Source organism: Bradyrhizobium sp. dw_78, assembly GCF_018449525.1.
Classification (GTDB): domain Bacteria; phylum Pseudomonadota; class Alphaproteobacteria; order Rhizobiales; family Xanthobacteraceae; genus Bradyrhizobium.
In genome coordinates this window covers 23,278-40,367 of the sequence record NZ_JAAVUS010000005.1, presented here as the reverse complement: position 1 = coordinate 40,367, position 17,090 = coordinate 23,278, and the positions used below count along the sequence as shown (strand labels likewise).

Annotated in this window: 16 protein-coding genes; 6 read left to right on the top strand and 10 right to left on the bottom strand. The window is 63.3% G+C overall.

Translation table 11 applies throughout. The features are described 5' to 3' along the window. Positions 1-145: 145 nt before the first annotated feature. The 5 genes from HB630_RS14590 to HB630_RS14570 all read right to left on the bottom strand — a co-directional run bounded on the left by HB630_RS14590 (position 146) and on the right by HB630_RS14570 (position 3,912). Positions 146-1,027: a 3-hydroxybutyryl-CoA dehydrogenase gene (locus HB630_RS14590; RefSeq protein ID WP_213772971.1), complete on the bottom strand. Its 882-nt coding sequence runs from the start codon at positions 1,025-1,027 to the stop codon at positions 146-148. A gap of 94 nt (positions 1,028-1,121) precedes the next feature. Beyond that, on the bottom strand, positions 1,122-2,069 hold the full coding sequence (locus HB630_RS14585) for an FAD-binding protein (RefSeq protein WP_213772970.1): 948 nt from the start codon (positions 2,067-2,069) through the stop codon (positions 1,122-1,124). Then, on the bottom strand, positions 2,069-2,818 hold the full coding sequence (locus HB630_RS14580) for an electron transfer flavoprotein subunit beta/FixA family protein (RefSeq protein WP_213772969.1): 750 nt from the start codon (positions 2,816-2,818) through the stop codon (positions 2,069-2,071). Before HB630_RS14580 ends, HB630_RS14585 begins: the two co-directional genes overlap by 1 nt. A gap of 164 nt (positions 2,819-2,982) precedes the next feature. Next, a complete protein-coding gene (locus tag HB630_RS14575) occupies positions 2,983-3,555 on the bottom strand; it encodes a cob(I)yrinic acid a,c-diamide adenosyltransferase (protein WP_213772968.1) in 573 nt (190 codons plus the stop codon). A 162-nt stretch (positions 3,556-3,717) separates the two neighbouring features. Then, on the bottom strand, positions 3,718-3,912 hold the full coding sequence (locus HB630_RS14570; protein WP_213772967.1) for a twin transmembrane helix small protein: 195 nt from the start codon (positions 3,910-3,912) through the stop codon (positions 3,718-3,720). 130 nt (positions 3,913-4,042) lie between these two features. On the opposite strand from HB630_RS14570, the gene HB630_RS14565 reads away from it, so the two are divergent. Then, positions 4,043-4,936 carry a YhjD/YihY/BrkB family envelope integrity protein gene (locus tag HB630_RS14565; protein WP_213772966.1) on the top strand — a complete coding sequence of 298 codons (894 nt, stop codon included), beginning with the start codon at positions 4,043-4,045 and terminating at the stop codon, positions 4,934-4,936. On the opposite strand, the gene HB630_RS14560 is transcribed toward HB630_RS14565, so the two are convergent. Together HB630_RS14560 and gluQRS are read right to left on the bottom strand one after the other, a co-directional pair. Next, positions 4,863-6,146: an ATP-binding protein gene (locus HB630_RS14560; protein ID WP_213772965.1), complete on the bottom strand. Its 1,284-nt coding sequence runs from the start codon at positions 6,144-6,146 to the stop codon at positions 4,863-4,865. The genes HB630_RS14565 and HB630_RS14560 overlap by 74 nt on opposite strands. Before the next feature lie 102 nt (positions 6,147-6,248). Then, a complete protein-coding gene (gene gluQRS, locus HB630_RS14555; RefSeq protein WP_213772964.1) occupies positions 6,249-7,121 on the bottom strand; it encodes a tRNA glutamyl-Q(34) synthetase GluQRS in 873 nt (290 codons plus the stop codon). Positions 7,122-7,265: 144 nt separating this feature from the next. Here gluQRS and HB630_RS14550 point away from each other — a divergent pair, with 144 nt between their 5' ends. The 3 genes from HB630_RS14550 (at position 7,266) to HB630_RS14540 (ending at position 10,963) form a co-directional block, all read left to right on the top strand. Further along, entirely contained in the window at positions 7,266-8,012 is a 747-nt protein-coding gene (locus HB630_RS14550; protein WP_213772963.1) for a DNA-3-methyladenine glycosylase 2 family protein, read from the top strand. After that, on the top strand, positions 8,009-9,100 hold the full coding sequence (locus HB630_RS14545; RefSeq protein ID WP_213772962.1) for a DUF2855 family protein: 1,092 nt from the start codon (positions 8,009-8,011) through the stop codon (positions 9,098-9,100). The genes HB630_RS14550 and HB630_RS14545 overlap by 4 nt, the downstream gene beginning before the upstream one ends. Positions 9,101-9,181: 81 nt before the next feature. After that, positions 9,182-10,963 carry an NAD(P)/FAD-dependent oxidoreductase gene (locus HB630_RS14540; protein ID WP_213772961.1) on the top strand — a complete coding sequence of 594 codons (1,782 nt, stop codon included), beginning with the start codon at positions 9,182-9,184 and terminating at the stop codon, positions 10,961-10,963. Positions 10,964-11,094: 131 nt separating this feature from the next. Here HB630_RS14540 and HB630_RS14535 read toward each other — a convergent pair whose 3' ends face one another. Continuing rightward, positions 11,095-12,849: a chloride channel protein gene (locus tag HB630_RS14535; protein WP_213772960.1), complete on the bottom strand. Its 1,755-nt coding sequence runs from the start codon at positions 12,847-12,849 to the stop codon at positions 11,095-11,097. Positions 12,850-13,075: 226 nt separating this feature from the next. Between HB630_RS14535 and HB630_RS14530 the strand changes: the two genes are divergently transcribed. Continuing rightward, positions 13,076-13,633: an HNH endonuclease gene (locus HB630_RS14530; protein ID WP_213772959.1), complete on the top strand. Its 558-nt coding sequence runs from the start codon at positions 13,076-13,078 to the stop codon at positions 13,631-13,633. A 69-nt stretch (positions 13,634-13,702) separates the two neighbouring features. Here the strand turns inward: HB630_RS14530 and HB630_RS14525 are convergent, their stop codons facing one another. Beyond that, a complete protein-coding gene (locus tag HB630_RS14525; RefSeq protein WP_213772958.1) occupies positions 13,703-14,407 on the bottom strand; it encodes a YoaK family protein in 705 nt (234 codons plus the stop codon). Beyond that, positions 14,404-15,582 carry a CoA:oxalate CoA-transferase gene (gene yfdE, locus HB630_RS14520; RefSeq protein ID WP_213772957.1) on the bottom strand — a complete coding sequence of 393 codons (1,179 nt, stop codon included), beginning with the start codon at positions 15,580-15,582 and terminating at the stop codon, positions 14,404-14,406. The genes HB630_RS14525 and yfdE overlap by 4 nt, the downstream gene beginning before the upstream one ends. 188 nt (positions 15,583-15,770) lie before the next feature. Here yfdE and frc point away from each other — a divergent pair, with 188 nt between their 5' ends. Next, positions 15,771-17,021: a formyl-CoA transferase gene (gene frc / locus HB630_RS14515; protein WP_213772956.1), complete on the top strand. Its 1,251-nt coding sequence runs from the start codon at positions 15,771-15,773 to the stop codon at positions 17,019-17,021. Positions 17,022-17,090 lie beyond the last annotated feature (69 nt).

Here is a 17,090-nt window from a genome sequence, read left to right as displayed (position 1 = left end):
AACTGCGTTGAATCCTGCTCGTCTTCAGCTACTTGTTTGAGCACCCTACCCGCGACGGGTTAACGAATGCTGGAGATCGCCGCGGGGGCCCGTCATCGGGCCGCGCTCCGCACGGACCACCTCGCGTTGTGCGGAATGACAGGGCCTACCGGGTCGGGACCGGCTTGTCGCCGCGATAATCGTAGAAACCGCGGTGGGTCTTGCGGCCGAGCCAACCGGCCTCGACATATTTCACCAGCAGCGGACAGGGCCGGTACTTCGAATCGGCAAGCCCCTCATGCAGCACCTGCATGATCGAAAGGCAGGTGTCGAGGCCGATGAAATCGGCCAGTTCCAGCGGCCCCATCGGGTGATGCGCGCCGAGTTTCATCGCCTTGTCGATCGCCTCGACGTTCCCGACACCCTCATACAGCGTGTAGATCGCCTCGTTGATCATCGGCAGCAGGATGCGGTTGACGATGAAGGCCGGAAAATCCTCCGACACCGCGATCTGCTTGCCGAGCCTGGTGACGAATTCCTTTGCCGCGTCGAAGGTCGCGTCATCGGTGGCGATGCCGCGGATCAGTTCGACCAGTTCCATCACCGGCACCGGATTCATGAAGTGAATGCCGATGAAGCGCTCGGGACGGTCGGTGGACGCCGCCAGCCGCGTGATCGAGATCGACGAGGTGTTGGAGGCGATGATGGCCTCGGGCTTCAGCACCGCGCAGATATCATGAAAGATCTTGCGCTTGACCTCTTCCTTCTCGACCGCGCTTTCGATCACCAGGTCGCAATCGGCGAGTTCGTCGATCGAATCGGCGGAGGAAATCCTGTCCAGCGCCTGCTTGCGGGCGTCTTCGGTGATGATCTTCTTGGCGACCTGGCGCGACAGATTGCCGTTGATGGTCGCCATCGCCGACTTCAACCGGTCGAGGGAGACGTCGTTGAGCACCACGTTGAAGCCAGCCAGCGCCACCACATGCGCGATGCCGTTGCCCATCTGGCCCGAGCCGATCACGCCGATCTTCTTGATCATCACCGCCATGTTGCCATCCACCGGAACGGCGCACATATCGCGCCTGCCCTTCCCCTCAAGAGAAACACCGGCCGGTGTCTGCTGATCCGGCCGGTGCCATACGTTATTTTCCGAGCTTGCCGATCGCCTCGGTCAGTTCGGGAACCGCCTGATAGAGATCGGCGACCAGGCCATAATCGGCGACCTGGAAGATCGGCGCATCCTCGTCCTTGTTGATGGCGACGATCACCTTGGAATCCTTCATGCCGGCGAGATGCTGGATCGCGCCCGAGATGCCGACCGCGATATAGAGTTCCGGCGCCACCACCTTGCCGGTCTGGCCGACCTGCCAGTCGTTCGGCGCATAGCCGGCATCGACCGCCGCCCGCGAGGCGCCGACGCCGGCGCCGAGCTTGTCGGCCAGCGGCTCGATATATTTGGTGAAATTCTCCCGGCTCTGCATCGCGCGGCCGCCGGAAACGATGATCCTGGCCGACGTCAGTTCGGGACGATCGCTCTTGGCGACTTCCTCGCCGACAAAGCTGGAAAGGCCCGGATCGGCCGCGGCAGGGGCGTTCTCCACCGCCGCGCCACCGCCGTCACCGGCCGCGGCGAAGGTCGAGGTCCGCACCGTGATGACCTTCTTGGCGTCCTTCGATTTCACGGTCTGGATCGCGTTGCCGGCATAGATCGGCCGCTCGAACGTATCGGGCGAAACCACCTTGATGATTTCCGAGACCTGCATGACGTCGAGCAGCGCCGCGACGCGCGGCATCACATTCTTGAAGCGCGAGGTGGCGGGCGCGACGAAGGCGTCGTAGCCGGGGGCCAGCGCGACGATCAGCGCGGCCAGCGGCTCGGCGAGGTCATGCGCATAGGCTCCGCCCTCGGCGACCAGCACCTTCTTGACGCCGGCGAGCTTGGCCGCGGCTTCGGCTGCGGCCTTGGTGCCCTCGCCGCCGGCGACGAGGACGTGGACGTCGCCGCCCAGCTGGGTGGCTGCGGTCAGCGCCTTGTTGGTGGAATCCTTCAGCGCGCCCTGTTCATGTTCGGCAATCAACAACGTTGTCATCAGAGCACCCCGGCTTCGTTCTTCAGCTTCGATACCAGCTCGGCGACGTCCTTGACCTTGACGCCTCCCTTGCGGCCCGGCGGCTCGGAGGTCTTGAGGATTTCAAGATGCGGCGTGAGATCCACGCCGTAATCGGATGCGGCCTTCTCGGCGATCGGCTTCTTCTTCGCCTTCATGATGTTGGGCAGGCTGGCATAGCGCGGCTCGTTGAGCCGGAGGTCGGTCGTGACGATGGCCGGGCCCTTCAGCTTGACGGTCTGCAAGCCGCCATCGACCTCGCGCGTCACCTTGAAATCGGAGCCCTCGACCTCGAGCTTGGAGGCGAAGGTCGCCTGCGACCATCCGAGTAGGGCGGCCAGCATCTGGCCAGTCTGGTTGGAATCGTCGTCGATCGCCTGCTTGCCGAGGATCACGAGACCGGGCTTCTCTTCGTCGACGATGGCCTTGAGGATCTTCGCGACCGCCAGCGGTTCGACGAGGCCTTCCGCCTTGACCAGGATACCGCGATCGGCGCCCATGGCGAGACCGGTCCGGATCGTTTCCGATGCCTGCGCAGGCCCAATCGATACCACCACGATTTCGGTCGCCTTGCCGGCCTCTTTCAGCCGCAGAGCTTCCTCGACCGCGATCTCGTCGAACGGATTCATCGACATCTTGACGTTGGCGAGCTCCACGCCCGACCCGTCGCCTTTGACGCGAACTTTAACGTTGTAGTCGACCACCCGCTTTACCGGCACCAGAACCTTCATCGATCCTCTTTCGCTTGAATTTCAGGTTTGCACTTACGCGATTGCCTGTTTTCGGTTGCTTGTTAATTCCGTCGCTTGATTGGCTCGCTTGGGCGCGGAACCTAAAGGTCCCGCCAATCCCGGTCAACGCGCGCGCGCCAAAAATTGGCCCGGACCGCGAGGAATCAGCGGTTCTGGCCAGGCACCCAGAGCACGTCTCCCGCCCCGTTATTATTCACCGAACGGCTGGCCACAAACAAAAAATCCGACAGGCGGTTCATATAATGGATCGCGGCGGCGCCGACCGGTTCATTGGGCTGGGCTGCGAGTTCCACCATCATCCGTTCCGCGCGGCGGCATATCGTGCGCGCCAGATGCAGATGCGCCGCCGCCGGCGTGCCGCCGGGCAGCACGAAGGAAGTCAGCGGCGCAAGCCGCGCGTTCAGGGTGTCGATGTCGCGCTCGAGCCGCTCGACCTGACTCGCGAGCATCCGCAGCCGTTCCGCCTTGCCCTCGCGCTCGGGCACCGCGAGATCGGCGCCGAGATCGAACAGGTCGTTCTGGATCAGCCCCAGCATGGCGTCGAGTTCGGACGCGTCCGCCAGATGGAGCCGCACAATGCCGATCGCCGCATTGGTCTCATCGACGGTTCCATAGGCGCCGATGCGCAGATCATATTTCGGACGCCGTTCACCATTGCCCAGCGCGGTCGTGCCGTCGTCGCCGGTTCGCGTGTAGATCCGATTGAGGACGACCATATCCCGCTCCCGTGTTTCCGACCATCGATGCCTGCGCCTCGCAAGGCGCCGGCTCCCGAGCTAGATCATGATTCGAATAGATCGAATCGGATCATGATCTCATCTCTTTAGTTCGAGCATGATCTTTTCGGAAAACCGGTTCCCACTTTTCCGGATCATGCTCTAGTGCCCCATCGCCCAGACCGTCAGCATGGTGATGGCGATGGCGACGAATTGCAGCAGCACCCGCCATTGCATCAATTTCTGAGACCGGTTCGGCGAACCGCCCCGCATCATGTTGATGAGACCGAGCAGCAGCACGAAAGCGACGGCGCCAACCGCGATGGGAAGGATCAACTTGCTCAGGATTGCAGCCATCGAAACTACATACCACCACACCGGGCGATCCGCCATCGCCGGAATGTGGAAGCTGACCGCAACGATCTGGCTTTTAGGCCCATAATATCAGAAGGTGACGGCCGAGCCGCTTTTTCGGTGCAGGTGAAACGTGAAGCAAATTCGCTACGTCTATCTGGTCGCGATGGACGCGTTCTACACGTTTCTGGCCGATGACGGCTGGGCGATCGCCAGCCATATCGCGCTGTCCACCCTAATGGCGCTGTTCCCGTTCCTGATCGTGTTGACGTCGCTGGCCGGCTTTTTCGGCTCGAAAGAACTCGCCGACCAGGCCGCCGGGCTGTTGCTGCAAACCTGGCCGAAACAGGTCGCCGATGCGCTGTCGAGCCAAATTCACGACGTGCTGACGACCACCCGCGGCGACGTGCTGACCATCGGCGCGGTTCTGGCGGTCTATTTCGCCTCCAACGGCGTCGAGGCGCTGCGCGTCGCGCTCAACCGCGCCTATGCGGTGGTCGAGCCGCGGCGCTGGTACTGGCTGCGGCTGGAATCGATCGGCTACACGCTGCTTGCCGCCTTCACCTCGCTGGCGATGGCGTTCCTGATCGTGCTGGGTCCGCTGATCATCGCGGCGGTGCGGCGCTATATTCCGCTGATCGTCGAAACCAACGAGCATTTCCTCAACCTCGCGCGCTATGGCATCACCATCCTGGCGCTGACCGTTGCGCTGTTCGTTCTCCATGCTTGGCTTCCGGCGGGACGGCGCGGCTTCGCGCAGATCCTGCCCGGCATCATCTTCACCATCGTGGCGTCGATGATTTCGGGCATCGTGTTCGGCCAATATCTCGCCCGTTTCGCCAACAACTACGTCACGATGTATGCCGGCCTGGCGTCGGTAATCATCGCGCTGGTGTTTTTGTATTTCATCGCCGCGATCTTCGTCTATGGCGGCGAACTGAACGCGGCGATCATCAAGTCGCGGCTGCCGCACGGCGTGTCGCTTCAAGCAGCGCAGTCGCTAAAGCCCGCGGACTCACGGGCTTGACCAGAAAAGCGTTGGCGCCGGCCGCACGCGCGGCGGTCTCGTCTTCGCCGCGGCCCGATACGCCGATGACCGCGATGCGGCCATACGGCGCATTCAGCCTTCGAATGCGTTTGATGGCCTCGATACCGTCGATGCCGGGCAACACCATGTCCATCAGCACCGCGTCGAAATCGCCCCGCGCAATCCGTTCAGCGGCCTCCTCGCCCTGGCCGATGAATTCGGCCTGATGGCCGAGCTCGGTCAGGATCGTATTGAGAACCACGCGGCCGAACGGGTTGTCCTCGACGCCGAGAATCCGCAATGCCGGCATCGAAGGCGATGGCTCCTCGCGCGCGCCGCCGCCGCCGGCCACCTTGGCGCGGGCCAGCACCACCGTCAGCGTGAACACGGTTCCGCCGCCGCGCCGCGGCGCAATCGCAATGTCGCCGCCCATCGCGCGCGCGAGCTGTCTCACCGACGCCAGGCCGAGCCCCGCGCCGCCGAAACGCGAAGCGATGCTGACATTGGCCTGCGAAAACGGACGGAACAGGCGCTTGATCTCGGCAAGCGTGAGTCCGATGCCGCTGTCGGACACCGCAAAGGCGATACCGATCTTATCCTTTGCCTTGCCCTTTGCGTTTCCCTTTGAGCCGCGCAGCATCGACACCTTCAGCGCGACGCCGCCTTGTTCGGTGAACTTCACCGCATTGTCGATCAGGTTTTCCAGCGCCGCGCGCAGCCGCACGGGATCGCCGGTCACCAGCGCCGGAAGCCGTTCCGAAATATCGACCGATGACCGCAGCCCTTTCGCCGCCGCGCGGCCGGCCAGCGAATCCCCGGCGTTGCGCGCCAGCGCCCGCAGGTCGAACAAATCCTGGCGGACGCCCGCGTCGCCATAGGCGCTTTTTGCGGCGTCCACGAACAGGGTGGCGAGGCTGGCGAGATGTTCGGCACCGGCCTTGATGGTGTCGACCCAACGCCGCTCGCGCTCGCCCAGATCGGACGTCGCCAGGAGATCGCTGATGGCGAGAATTCCGGTCAGCGGGGTGCGAACCTCATGGGCGAAGGCCGCGAGCGCAACCTCGACCATGCCGGGGGCAGCTTTGGGGGACACATACTTGGAGGAGGCATGGCTGCGCTTTCCACCCGCTGCGGCGGCTGGAGCGCGCTTTTTTGTCGCCCGCTTTTTCGGCGGCCGCTTGCTATGCTGGGCGCGTGATGCTGACGCCATGATTCCCCCGACCCGGCCAAGCAGCATGGCAGGCCGGCCCCACAGAGTCACGCGGCAGAGTATATTTCATCACCGGAACGGGTTGCGGCCGGATAGCCGCGATCAAGCCAGCCCGACCAGCCGGCGGATGTCGGCCGGCGTCGCACCGGCGGCGCGGAGCTCGCGCAGGCCGGTGGCGGCCGTCGACTTCGACAGCTTTTGCCCGGCCGAATCGAGGATCAGCCGATGGTGCCGGTAGACCGGGGCCGGCAGCCCCAAGAGCGACTGCAATAGCCGGTGGACGCTGGTCGACCAGAACAGGTCCTGGCCCCGCACCACATCGGTCACGCCTTGCAGCGCGTCGTCGATGACCACCGCGAGGTGATAGCTGGTCGGCGTCTCCTTGCGCGCCAGGATCACGTCGCCCCAGGCTTCCGGCCGGGCTGCGATGGTGCCGGTTTCCCCGCCTGGCCCTTCGCCGCGCTCGACCCAGGCGAGATCGGCGGCAAGCCTGGCCGCCGCCGCCATATCGAGCCGCAGCGCGTAAGGCGCGCCCGATTCGAGCAGCTCGGCGCGCCGATCAGGCGACAGCAGCTTTGCCGCGCCGGGATAGAGCGGCGCGCCGTCGGGATCGCGCGGCCAGGGGCGATCCGCTTCCTTCTGCGCCACCAGCCTCGAAATCTCGGCGCGGCTTTCGAAGCTCGGGTAAACCAGCCCCCGCGCGGATAGCCGCTCGATCGCATCGCGATAGCCGGAAAAATGCCGGGATTGCCGCCGCACCGGCAGCTCCCAGGCGATGCCGAGCCAGGCGAGGTCTTGATAGATCGCCGTCTCGAATTCCGGCCGGCACCGCGTCGCGTCGATATCCTCGATGCGCAGCAAAAACGTACCGCCGCTCCGGCGCGCGGCATCGAAATTCAGCAACGCCGAATAGGCGTGGCCGAGATGCAAATAGCCGTTCGGGCTCGGCGCAAAACGGAAAACGGGTGGCGGCATTGATTTCTCGATATCAGTCATTGCCGGACATAGTAGCCTGCCTTGCGCCGACTACGTAAACCTGTCTGCGCTTCCGGAAAATCCATCCATCGAGAGTCTGTTCAAGCCCGCGCATGACGATCCAGCGAGTCGACATCTTCCGCAATGACTGTCCACCTTAACACCCAGGCCGATCTCGAAGACGCCGTCCATGCGCTGGTCAGGCAGGACCCGCGTCTTCAGCCGATCCTCGACATGACAGGCATGCCGGCGCTGCGGCGGCGCGAGCCGGGCTTTGCCGGGCTGGCGCACATCATCACCGGGCAACAGCTCTCGACCGCAAGCGCCGCCGCGATCTGGACGCGGCTCAGCGCTGCATTCGATCCGTTCGACTATCAGAGTGTGCGCAAGGCGCGCGCCGATCGCCTCGGCCGGCTCGGATTATCGGCGGCCAAGATCAAGACGCTGAAGAACATCGCGCGCGAACTTGCCGCGGAACGGCTCAATCTCGCCGTGCTCGCCAACGAGGATGCGGACATCGCGCACAACACCCTGACGGCACTGCACGGCATCGGCCCATGGACCGCCGACGTCTATCTGCTGTTTTGCCTGGGGCATGGCGACGCCTGGCCCGCCGGCGATCTCGCCGTGCAGGAAGCCGTCAAGATCGGCCTCGGATTGAAAGCGCGCCCAACCGAGAAGGAAATGGCGCCGCTTGCGGAACCGTGGCGGCCGCTGCGCGGCGCCGCCGCGCATATCTGGTGGAGCTATTACAGGGTGCTGAAGCACCGCGAAGGCGTCATCGGCGGCGAGGCAAAACCGAACGCCGTTTTAAACAAACCGCCGGTCGCAAAACGGTCATCGGCAAGAGTAAGAATCCCGGCGAGGAAAAAGCCGGGAGAGCAAAAATGAAATCGACCGACTTCATTGTCGCCCGCGATGACCTGCAACAATGCCAATTCATCGAGACCGAATTGCCCAGCTCCGATGCACTGCCTGATGACGCCTTGCTGATCAAGGTCGATCGCTTCGCCTTCACCGCCAACAACATCACCTATGCCATGCTCGGCGACCAATTCAAATATTGGCAGCTATTTCCCGCGCCGAATGGCTTCGGCACCGTTCCGGTGTGGGGTTTCGGCGACGTTATCGCCTCGCGGCATCCCGGCGTTCCGGAAGGCGAACGGCTGTTCGGCTATTTTCCGATGGCGACGCATCTGATGATCGAGGCTTCCGAGGTCGGCAAGCGCGGCCTGCGCGACGCCGCCGCGCATCGGCAAGACGTCGCGCCGGTCTATAACGCCTATGCCCGCATCGGCGGCGACCCCGCCTTCGCCGGCCGGCAGGGCGACCATCAGGCGCTGCTGCGGCCGCTGTTCATGCTGTCGTTTCTGGTCGACGACGATCTGGCGGAGAACGGATTTTACGGCGCACGCAGCGTGCTGCTCTCGTCCGCTTCCAGCAAGACCGCCTTCGGTCTGGCGCATCTGCTGCACAGCCAGCGCGAGGGCATCCGGGTGATCGGACTGACTTCGGCCAAGAATGCCGCATTCGTCAAATCGCTCGGCTGCTATGACGAGGTCGTCACCTATGACCGCCTGACATCGCTGCCACCGGACATCCCTGTCGCCTATGTCGACATGGCCGGCAACGGCGAATTGCGCGCGACGCTGCACCGGCATTTCGGCGAGCGGATGAAATATTCGGCGCGCATCGGCTATACGCATCGGAGTTCGTCGCCGGACGAGCCGGAACTGCCGGGCGCCAAACCGGAAAGATTCTTTGCACCCGATCAGATTCGCAAGCGCGCCAAGGAATGGGGGCCGGGCGGCATCGAGAAAAGACTCGGCGCGGCGTGGTCGGGCTTCACCCCGATGCTGCAGCGCCATCTCAAGGTGATCGAGGGCCGCGGACCGGCGGCGGTGCAGCAGACCTATCTCGACACGCTGGCCGGCCGTATTCCGCCTGATCAGGGGCATATGCTGTCGTTGCTGGGCTAATCCGCTTTCTGTGCGATCCCAAAAGGTATAGCGTCGCCACCAGAGGAAGCGCCGCGAAAGACGGCCATTACGAGGTCGCAGATGCTGGACAAGCCCACGCTGGACGGAGCGGAGGACATCTCCGTCGCCGCAGAAAGCTGGCTCACGCAATTCGAAAGCGCGCTTGCCGCCCCCGACGGCGGTTTACTCGAGAACCTGTTTCATCCCGACAGTTACTGGCGCGATGTGCTGGCGCTGAGCTGGAACCTGCAGACCATCAATGGCGCCAGAGCCATCCTGAAAGAATTGAAGGCCCGCGCCGAGTGGGCAGCGCCGTCCGGCTTCTGCATCGATCCCGGCCGCATCGCGCCGCGTCGCATCACCCGCGCCGGCAGCCCTTGCATCGAAGCCATTTTCAAATTCGAGACGGCGATCGGACGCGGCAGCGGAATGCTGCGGCTGACCCCGGAGGCCGACGGCCCCAACCGGCTGAAAGCCTGGACGCTGTTGACGGCGCTCGACGAGTTGAAAGGCTTCGAGGAGCCACAGGGACATTCGCGCCCTCGCGGCCAGGCCTATTCGCGCGATTTCAGGGGCCCGAACTGGCTCGATCAGCGCAAGGCCGCCGTCCAATATGCCGGCCGCGATCCTGACGTGCTGGTGGTCGGCGGCGGTCAAGCGGGCTTGTCGATCGCGGCACGGCTGAAGCAACTCAAGATCGACGCGCTGATCGTGGACCGTGAGGCGCGGGTCGGCGACAACTGGCGCAAACGCTATCACGCGCTGACGCTGCATAATCAGGTACAGGTCAATCACCTGCCCTATATGCCGTTTCCACCGAACTGGCCGGTCTATATCCCCAAGGACAAGCTCGCGAACTGGTTCGAAGCCTATGCCGACGCCCTGGAGCTGAACTTCTGGACCGGCACCGAATTCGAGAGCGGCAGCTATGACGAGGCGGAGGGACGCTGGTCGGTCTCGCTGCGGCGCGCCGACGGCACCACGCGGACGATGCACCCCCGGCATGTGGTGATGGCCACCGGCGTCTCCGGCATCCCGAACCTGCCCAACATTCCCGGCCTGGAAAATTTCGCGGGAGCGGTGCTGCATTCCAGCCGGTACGACGACGGCGAGAACTGGAACGGCAAAAAAGCCGTCGTCATCGGCACCGGCAACAGCGGCCACGATATCGCGCAGGACCTGCATTCAAGCGGCGCCAAGGTGACGCTGGTGCAGCGCTCCCCGACCCTGGTCACCAATATCGAGCCGTCGGCGCAACTGGCCTACGCCGCCTATAATGAAGGCACGCTGGACGACAACGACCTGATCGCGACGTCGATGCCGCTGGTGCTGGCCAAACGCAGCCATGTCATGCTGACCGAACAGTCGAAGAAATTCGACCAGCCATTGCTGGAGGGACTGGAGCGCGCCGGTTTCAAACTCGATTTCGGCGATGGCGGCACCGGCTGGCAATTCAAATATCTGACCCGCGGCGGCGGCTATTATTTCAATGTCGGCTGCTCCGATCTTGTCGTCAGCGGCGCGATCCGGCTGGCGCAGTTCGCCGATATCGACGGCTTCACCGAAGGCGGCCTCCGCATGACGGATGGCGAAACGATACCGGCCGACCTGATCGTGCTGGCGACCGGTTACAAGCCGCAGGAGCATCTGGTGCGCAAACTGTTCGGCGAGGAGGTCGCCGGGCGGGTGGGGCCGATCTGGGGCTTTGGCGACGGGCAGGAATTGCGCAACATGTATACGCGCACCGGCCAGCCCGGCCTGTGGTTCATCGCCGGCAGCCTGGCGCAATGCCGGATCAACTCGAAATATCTGGCACTGCAGATCAAGGCCGTCGAGGAAGGACTGCTGCCGTGTCTTGCATAGAACGGCATCATTCCGGGACCATCGTGATTATGGATTCCGGGTCCACGCGAAGACGCGTGTCCCGGAATGACGAACTGAAGGAGAGACATCTGCTTGATCCGACTCGGCACGAACCCGTCTTTCCCAGCCACTCAGATATCGCCGATGGCCTCGCGCCGCCGTTGTTCGGATTCTTCCGCATAGCGGCGCACCGCGTGGGTCTCGTTGAGAATCCCGATCGGCTCGCCCTCGGCCTCGACCACGGCCAGCGACTCCGCTTCCGCGGTATCGAAAATCGCAATCGCCTCCTGAATGTTCATTTCAGGGCGCAGCACGATGTCCCGATAATGCAGAATGTCGCCGATCCCCTTCGCCGCCTCCAGATCGGGCGCATGCGCCTCCGCCACAAATACCAGCCCGACATAACGTCCCGCGGCGTCGACCGCGACCACCCGGCTCTTCGAGCCCAGCGGAAATTTGCCGCGGAATTCCTCGATCGGCATATCGGCCCTCACGGTCGTGACATCGGTCCGCATCAGACGCCGCACCGTGAGATCGCGGATCCAGCCGACATCCGCCGCGCTACGGATGGTTTCGCCGCGCAGGTGCAATCGCCAGGTCGCGAATGAATAGCCGAACAGTTCGCGGGTCATCTGGGAGGAAATCATGACCGCGACCAGCACGGCGGTGCTGAGCCACAGATTGCCGGTCGATTCCAGCGCGATGAACGACATCGTCAGCGGGCCGCCGATCACGGACGCCGACAGCGCGCTCATGCCGATGATCGCATAGACAGTCGGATCGAGCTTGAGGCCGGGCCAGATCGCATCGAAGCCACCGGCGAACAGATGACCGCCAAGCGCGCCGAGAAAAAGCGTGGCGAAAAACAATCCGCCGCGAAAGCCGCTGCCGAGCGAAATGACGGACGCAATCGCCTTCAGCATAAACATCGTCGCCACAACGGTCAGCGGAATCGAAACGAACCCGGCGAAATGCAGCGCGCCATGCCCTGACGACATCACTTGCGGCGACAGCAAAGCAAGCAAACCCACCGCGACACCGCCCAGCACCGGGCGCAATGGCGGCCAGAGACCGCTTTTCGACAGCAGCGCCTCGCACAGCGCCACGCCGCGCATGATGGCGATGCCGAACAGCGCCGCCAGGACTCCGAGTAGCGCGGCAACGGCAAGATCCCGCCCCAGCACGTCGCCGATTGGACCGACGCCGACACCGATCGACATCACTGTGAAGGCGTGAGCGACAAAATAGCCCGCCACCGCGGCAACGCCGACCGGCGTCAGGCTCGCCGGCGTATAGCTTCCGATCACCAGTTCGAACGCATAGAAGGCGCCGGCGAGCGGTGCGCCGAACGCGCCGGCGATCGCCGCTGCCGCGCCGCAACCGACCATGACGCGCTGATCGGCGCGGCGCAGATGAAAGCCGCGGCCGAGTGACGCGGCGAACCCGCTGGCGAGCTGGGTATATCCGGCTTCGAGTCCGACCGAGGCGCCGACGCCGCTGGACCAGACGGTCTGCAGCGCCACGATCACGCTGCCGCGAAACGACATCCGGCCGCCATGCAGCGCATTGGCCTCGATCGGATCGATCTCCCGCGCAGGCCGCCAGCGCGACAGCCACAGGAACGCCACGCCCAGCACCAAGCCGCCGAGGCCCGGCACCAGCAAGGCGCGCAGCGGCTCGATCCTGAACTGGCTGGAGAGACGATCCCCCATTTCGAGGTTGAACAACAGAACGTGAAGCCCTTCGACCGCGGCGCTCATCGCGGCGACCACCAGCCCGCCGATGGCCCCGATCAGGGCCGCGAGAACGACCAGGCTGGTTTCATGCGCGCGAACGAAGGCCCGCAGCCGCTGCGGCGCCTCGAAATAACGGGACTTGGTGGTCATCTCTCAGGGTCCGTGGACGGCCGGAACTTGCCATCCGCCCTGATTTAGCTGGCTCCGGGCCGATCACGCAAATCCGGATGCCTGCCAGATAGCCGCCGGATACTTGCCGGACATCGGCCGGCGCAGTCCGGATAGGCCGTTAACGCTCTTCACAATCCCGTCACGCTGCCTGTAGTATGTCAACGTCGAGCTGCTTCGCAGCCAAATCGGGAGCCAGGAGCGTTATTTGAACGCACATGTCTCGCAAGGTGGTTGGCCGGTACTGGTGCTGAATGCGGACTTCCGGCCGCTGAGCTACTATCCGCTGTCTCTTTGGTCGTGGCAGGACGCGATCAAGGCGGTGTTCCTTGATCGCGTCAATATCGTCGAATATTACGACCGCGCGGTGCGCAGCCCTTCGTTCGAAATCCAGCTCCCGAGCGTGGTGTCGCTGAAATCCTTCGTCAGGCCGACCACGCATCCCGCCTTCACCCGGTTCAACGTGTTCCTGCGCGACCGCTTCGTCTGCCAATATTGTTTGGCGAGCGACGATCTTACCTTCGACCACATCATCCCGCGCAGCAAGGGCGGGCAAACCACGTGGGAAAACGTGGTCGCCGCATGCTCGCCGTGCAACCTGCGCAAGGGCAACCTGACGCCGCAACAGGCGCGGATGTTCCCCAGGCAAACCCCGTTCGCGCCGACCGTGCATCAATTGCACCGCAACGGCCGGCTGTTCCCGCCCAACTATCTGCATGATAGCTGGCTCGATTATTTGTACTGGGATACCGAGCTCGATCCGTAGCGCCTGGTTGCCTTCAGCGGCGGTTACAGGCTGCCCGGCTTTGGTCGGACGATATCCAGCTTCGAGACGTTACGCCTCCTTCGTCGACGACAACACCAGATCGACGGTCGTGAGCAGCAGGATCACAATCGGGATCAGGAATGGAAGCGAGAAATGGGCGCTGGCAAAGGCAGCGGCGGCGGCGCCCACGACGTAAGTCAGCCATGCGCAGCCCGGCAGAATAAAGTCCGCCACCGGGGTGGGAGTTTCCTGTCGTCGTGGCAGATAGCGGCCGACCAGGGCGTCGGCGCATTTGAGCATGTTGTTCGTCACCACGATGGTCTGGATCGACATCCCGCCAAATCGCGAGATCGTCTGCCCCTGCATCGCCATCGAGACCGCGAGCAATGGCAGCTCGATCGAGACCGGATTCTCAACCGACAGCCGAATGATTTGCGCGGCCAGGATCAGACCCGCCATGATCAGCAGTTCCAGTGCCGGCCGCGGCAAATGGCGCCGGATGAAGCTGGACAGTAATCCGCCGCAAAAGAACGAGCCGAGGGTTATCGCCACCAGGACAAAGTGAGGCCATTCCTGGCGGGCGAAAGTCACGCCCAGCTGCACCGTGTTGCCGGTCATGGCTGCGGTATAGATGCCGCTGAGATCGATGAAACCCAAAGCATCGATATAGCCGGCCACCGAGCCGAGACTGGCAACGCGCCTGACGGCGACGCGGGTGGTTTCGGGCACCGATGTCTTCTGACCGGGAAGTGCCGGGCGCAGCGTATCGGTCATGGCCGTCCTCCGGCCGTGGAGCGTGGCGGGGCCGCGAACTCGGCCCGCAACGCGGCACCGTGCTGATCCAGTTCCGGCGCGCCGGCCCGCACCGCCGGGTCCGGATAGCCGCTGATCTTGATCGGATTGCCCGGCATTTTTATCCCGCCTGCGTCGATCAGCATATTCCTGGCTTTCGATTGCGGATGCTCGATCGCCTGCGCCACGTTGAGGAGCGGCCCGATCGGCACCCCGGCATTATGAATGACCGTCAGCCAATAGGCGGCGGGCCGCAGCTTCAGGCTGGCTTCCAGGGCCTCCCTCAGCGCCACGACGTTGTCGATGCGAGCTGTATTGTCGATGAAGCGCGGATCGGCCGCGAGCTGCGGATTGCTGATCGCTCCGCACAGCGCCTTGAACAGATGATCATTGCCGCAGCAGATCGCCACATGACCATCGGCACATTCGAACACGTCGAACGGCGCCATATACGGATGGCGATTACCAATTCTCTGTGGAACGGATCCGTTCGCCACATAGTCCATGAGGCTGTGTTCGAGAAAGGCAATCGTCGAGTCGAACATCGCGATATCGACATGGGCCCCCTTCCCGGTCTTCTCCCGCGCATACAGCGCGCTCGCGATGCCGCTGAACATGTAGAGACCGCCAAGCAGATCCGAGAGCGACGTTCCCACCCGGGTCGGCGGGCCGTCCGGAAAGCCGGTCACGCTCATGATGCCGCTCATGGCCTGGATGATGGTGTCGTAAGCGGGAAAACTGGCCAGCGGACCGGTCTGCCCGAAGCCGGAAGATGACGCATAGACGAGCCGCGGGTTGATCTTGGCGAGATCTTCATAGGAAAATCCGAGCCGGGCCATCGCGCCGGGCCGGAAACTCTCGGTGAGCACATCGGCCTGCGCCACCATGTTGAGGAAGATCGCGCGATCCCCATCGTCCTTCAGATTGAGAATGATGCTTTCCTTGCCGCGATTGACGAAGCTGAAGTAGAGCGACTTGTCATGCAGATAGGGACCATAGGTCCGCGTGTCGTCGCCGTGCCCCGGCGTCTCGACCTTGATCACCCGCGCACCGAAGTCACCGAGGATGGTCGTCCCGAAAGGACCATTCAGGACATGCGTAAGGTCGATCACCAACGTGTTCGAGAATGGACCAGGACAGAGTTCCGGTTTCGACATCACGACATCTCCCAATTGCATCAAGAATACTTGAACGCCGGCGATCCATCACGTGACGACATTGAACGCCGTGTTCCAGACGCACGCTTGCATCGATAGTCCGACGCCGGGTTTGATCAGCGTCAACATCTGCGCAACAGCCGTCTGTAACTTCGCGCCATCATAGTAGACAGATGGAGCGTCCAAAAATGGCACTGCCACTCGAAGGAATTAAGATCATCGACTTCACCGGTGTTCAGGCCGGCCCTGCCTGCACCCAATTGCTCGCCTGGTTCGGCGCAGACGTGCTGAAGGTCGAACGCCCGGGCGTCGGAGACGTCACTCGCCAACAATTGCGCGACATCCCGGATCTCGACGCGTTGTACTTCACGATGCTGAACAGCAACAAGCGGTCGCTGACGCTCAACACCAAGACTCCGGAAGGAAAACGAATCCTCGAAAATTTGATCCGCGACGCCGACGTTCTGGTCGAAAATTTTGCACCGGGGGCGTTGGACCGCATGGGTTTCACCTGGGAACGCATCCACGAGATCAATCCGAAACTCATCTTCGGATCGGTCAAGGGATTTAGCGAAGGCTCGCCCTACGCGGACATCAAGGCCTACGAGAATGTCGCGCAATGCGCCGGCGGCGCGGCATCGACCACCGGCTTCTGGGATGGCCCGCCCACGATCAGCGGCGCAGCCCTGGGCGACAGCAACACCGGCATGCATCTAGCGATCGGCATCCTGACCGCCTTGATCGGCCGGCAGAAGACCGGCCAGGGCCAGAAGGTCGCGGTGTCCATGCAGGATGCCGTGCTCAATCTGTGCCGGGTGAAGCTGCGCGACCAGGAACGTCTCGAACATGTCGGCTATCTCGAAGAATATCCGCAATATCCGAACGGCAAGTTCAGCGACACCGTTCCGCGCGGCGGCAATGCCGGCGGCGGCGGCCAGCCCGGATGGGTTCTGAAATGCAAAGGCTGGGAAACCGATCCCAACGCCTACATCTACTTCACGGTCCAGGAGCAGAACTGGGGGCCGACCTGCGACGCCATCGGCCATCCGGAATGGAAGAAGGATCCGGCCTACACCACGGCCCGCGCCCGCCAATCCCACATCTTCGACATTTTCGCGGAGATCGAGAAAAAGCTCGCCGACAAAACCAAATTCGAGGCGATCGAGTACCTGCGCAAATTCGGCGTGCCGTGCGCGCCGGTGCTGTCCATGAAAGAGATCGCCTATGATCCGGCGCTGCGCGCCAGCGGCACCATCGTCGAGGTGGTCCAGGAAGAGCGCGGCAAGTACCTGACTGTCGGCAGCCCGATCAAGTTCTCCGCCTTCAAGCCCGACATCACCGGCGCTCCGCTGCTGGGCGAGCACACCGACCAGGTGCTGGCGACGCTCGGCTATAGCGGGGACCAGATCGCCAAGCTCTACCAAGACAAGGTGGTGTGAACCGACACCCATCCGGACCGCGGGCCATTCTGTCTCGCCTGCGGTCCTCGCAAGGCCGAACCGCGCCTG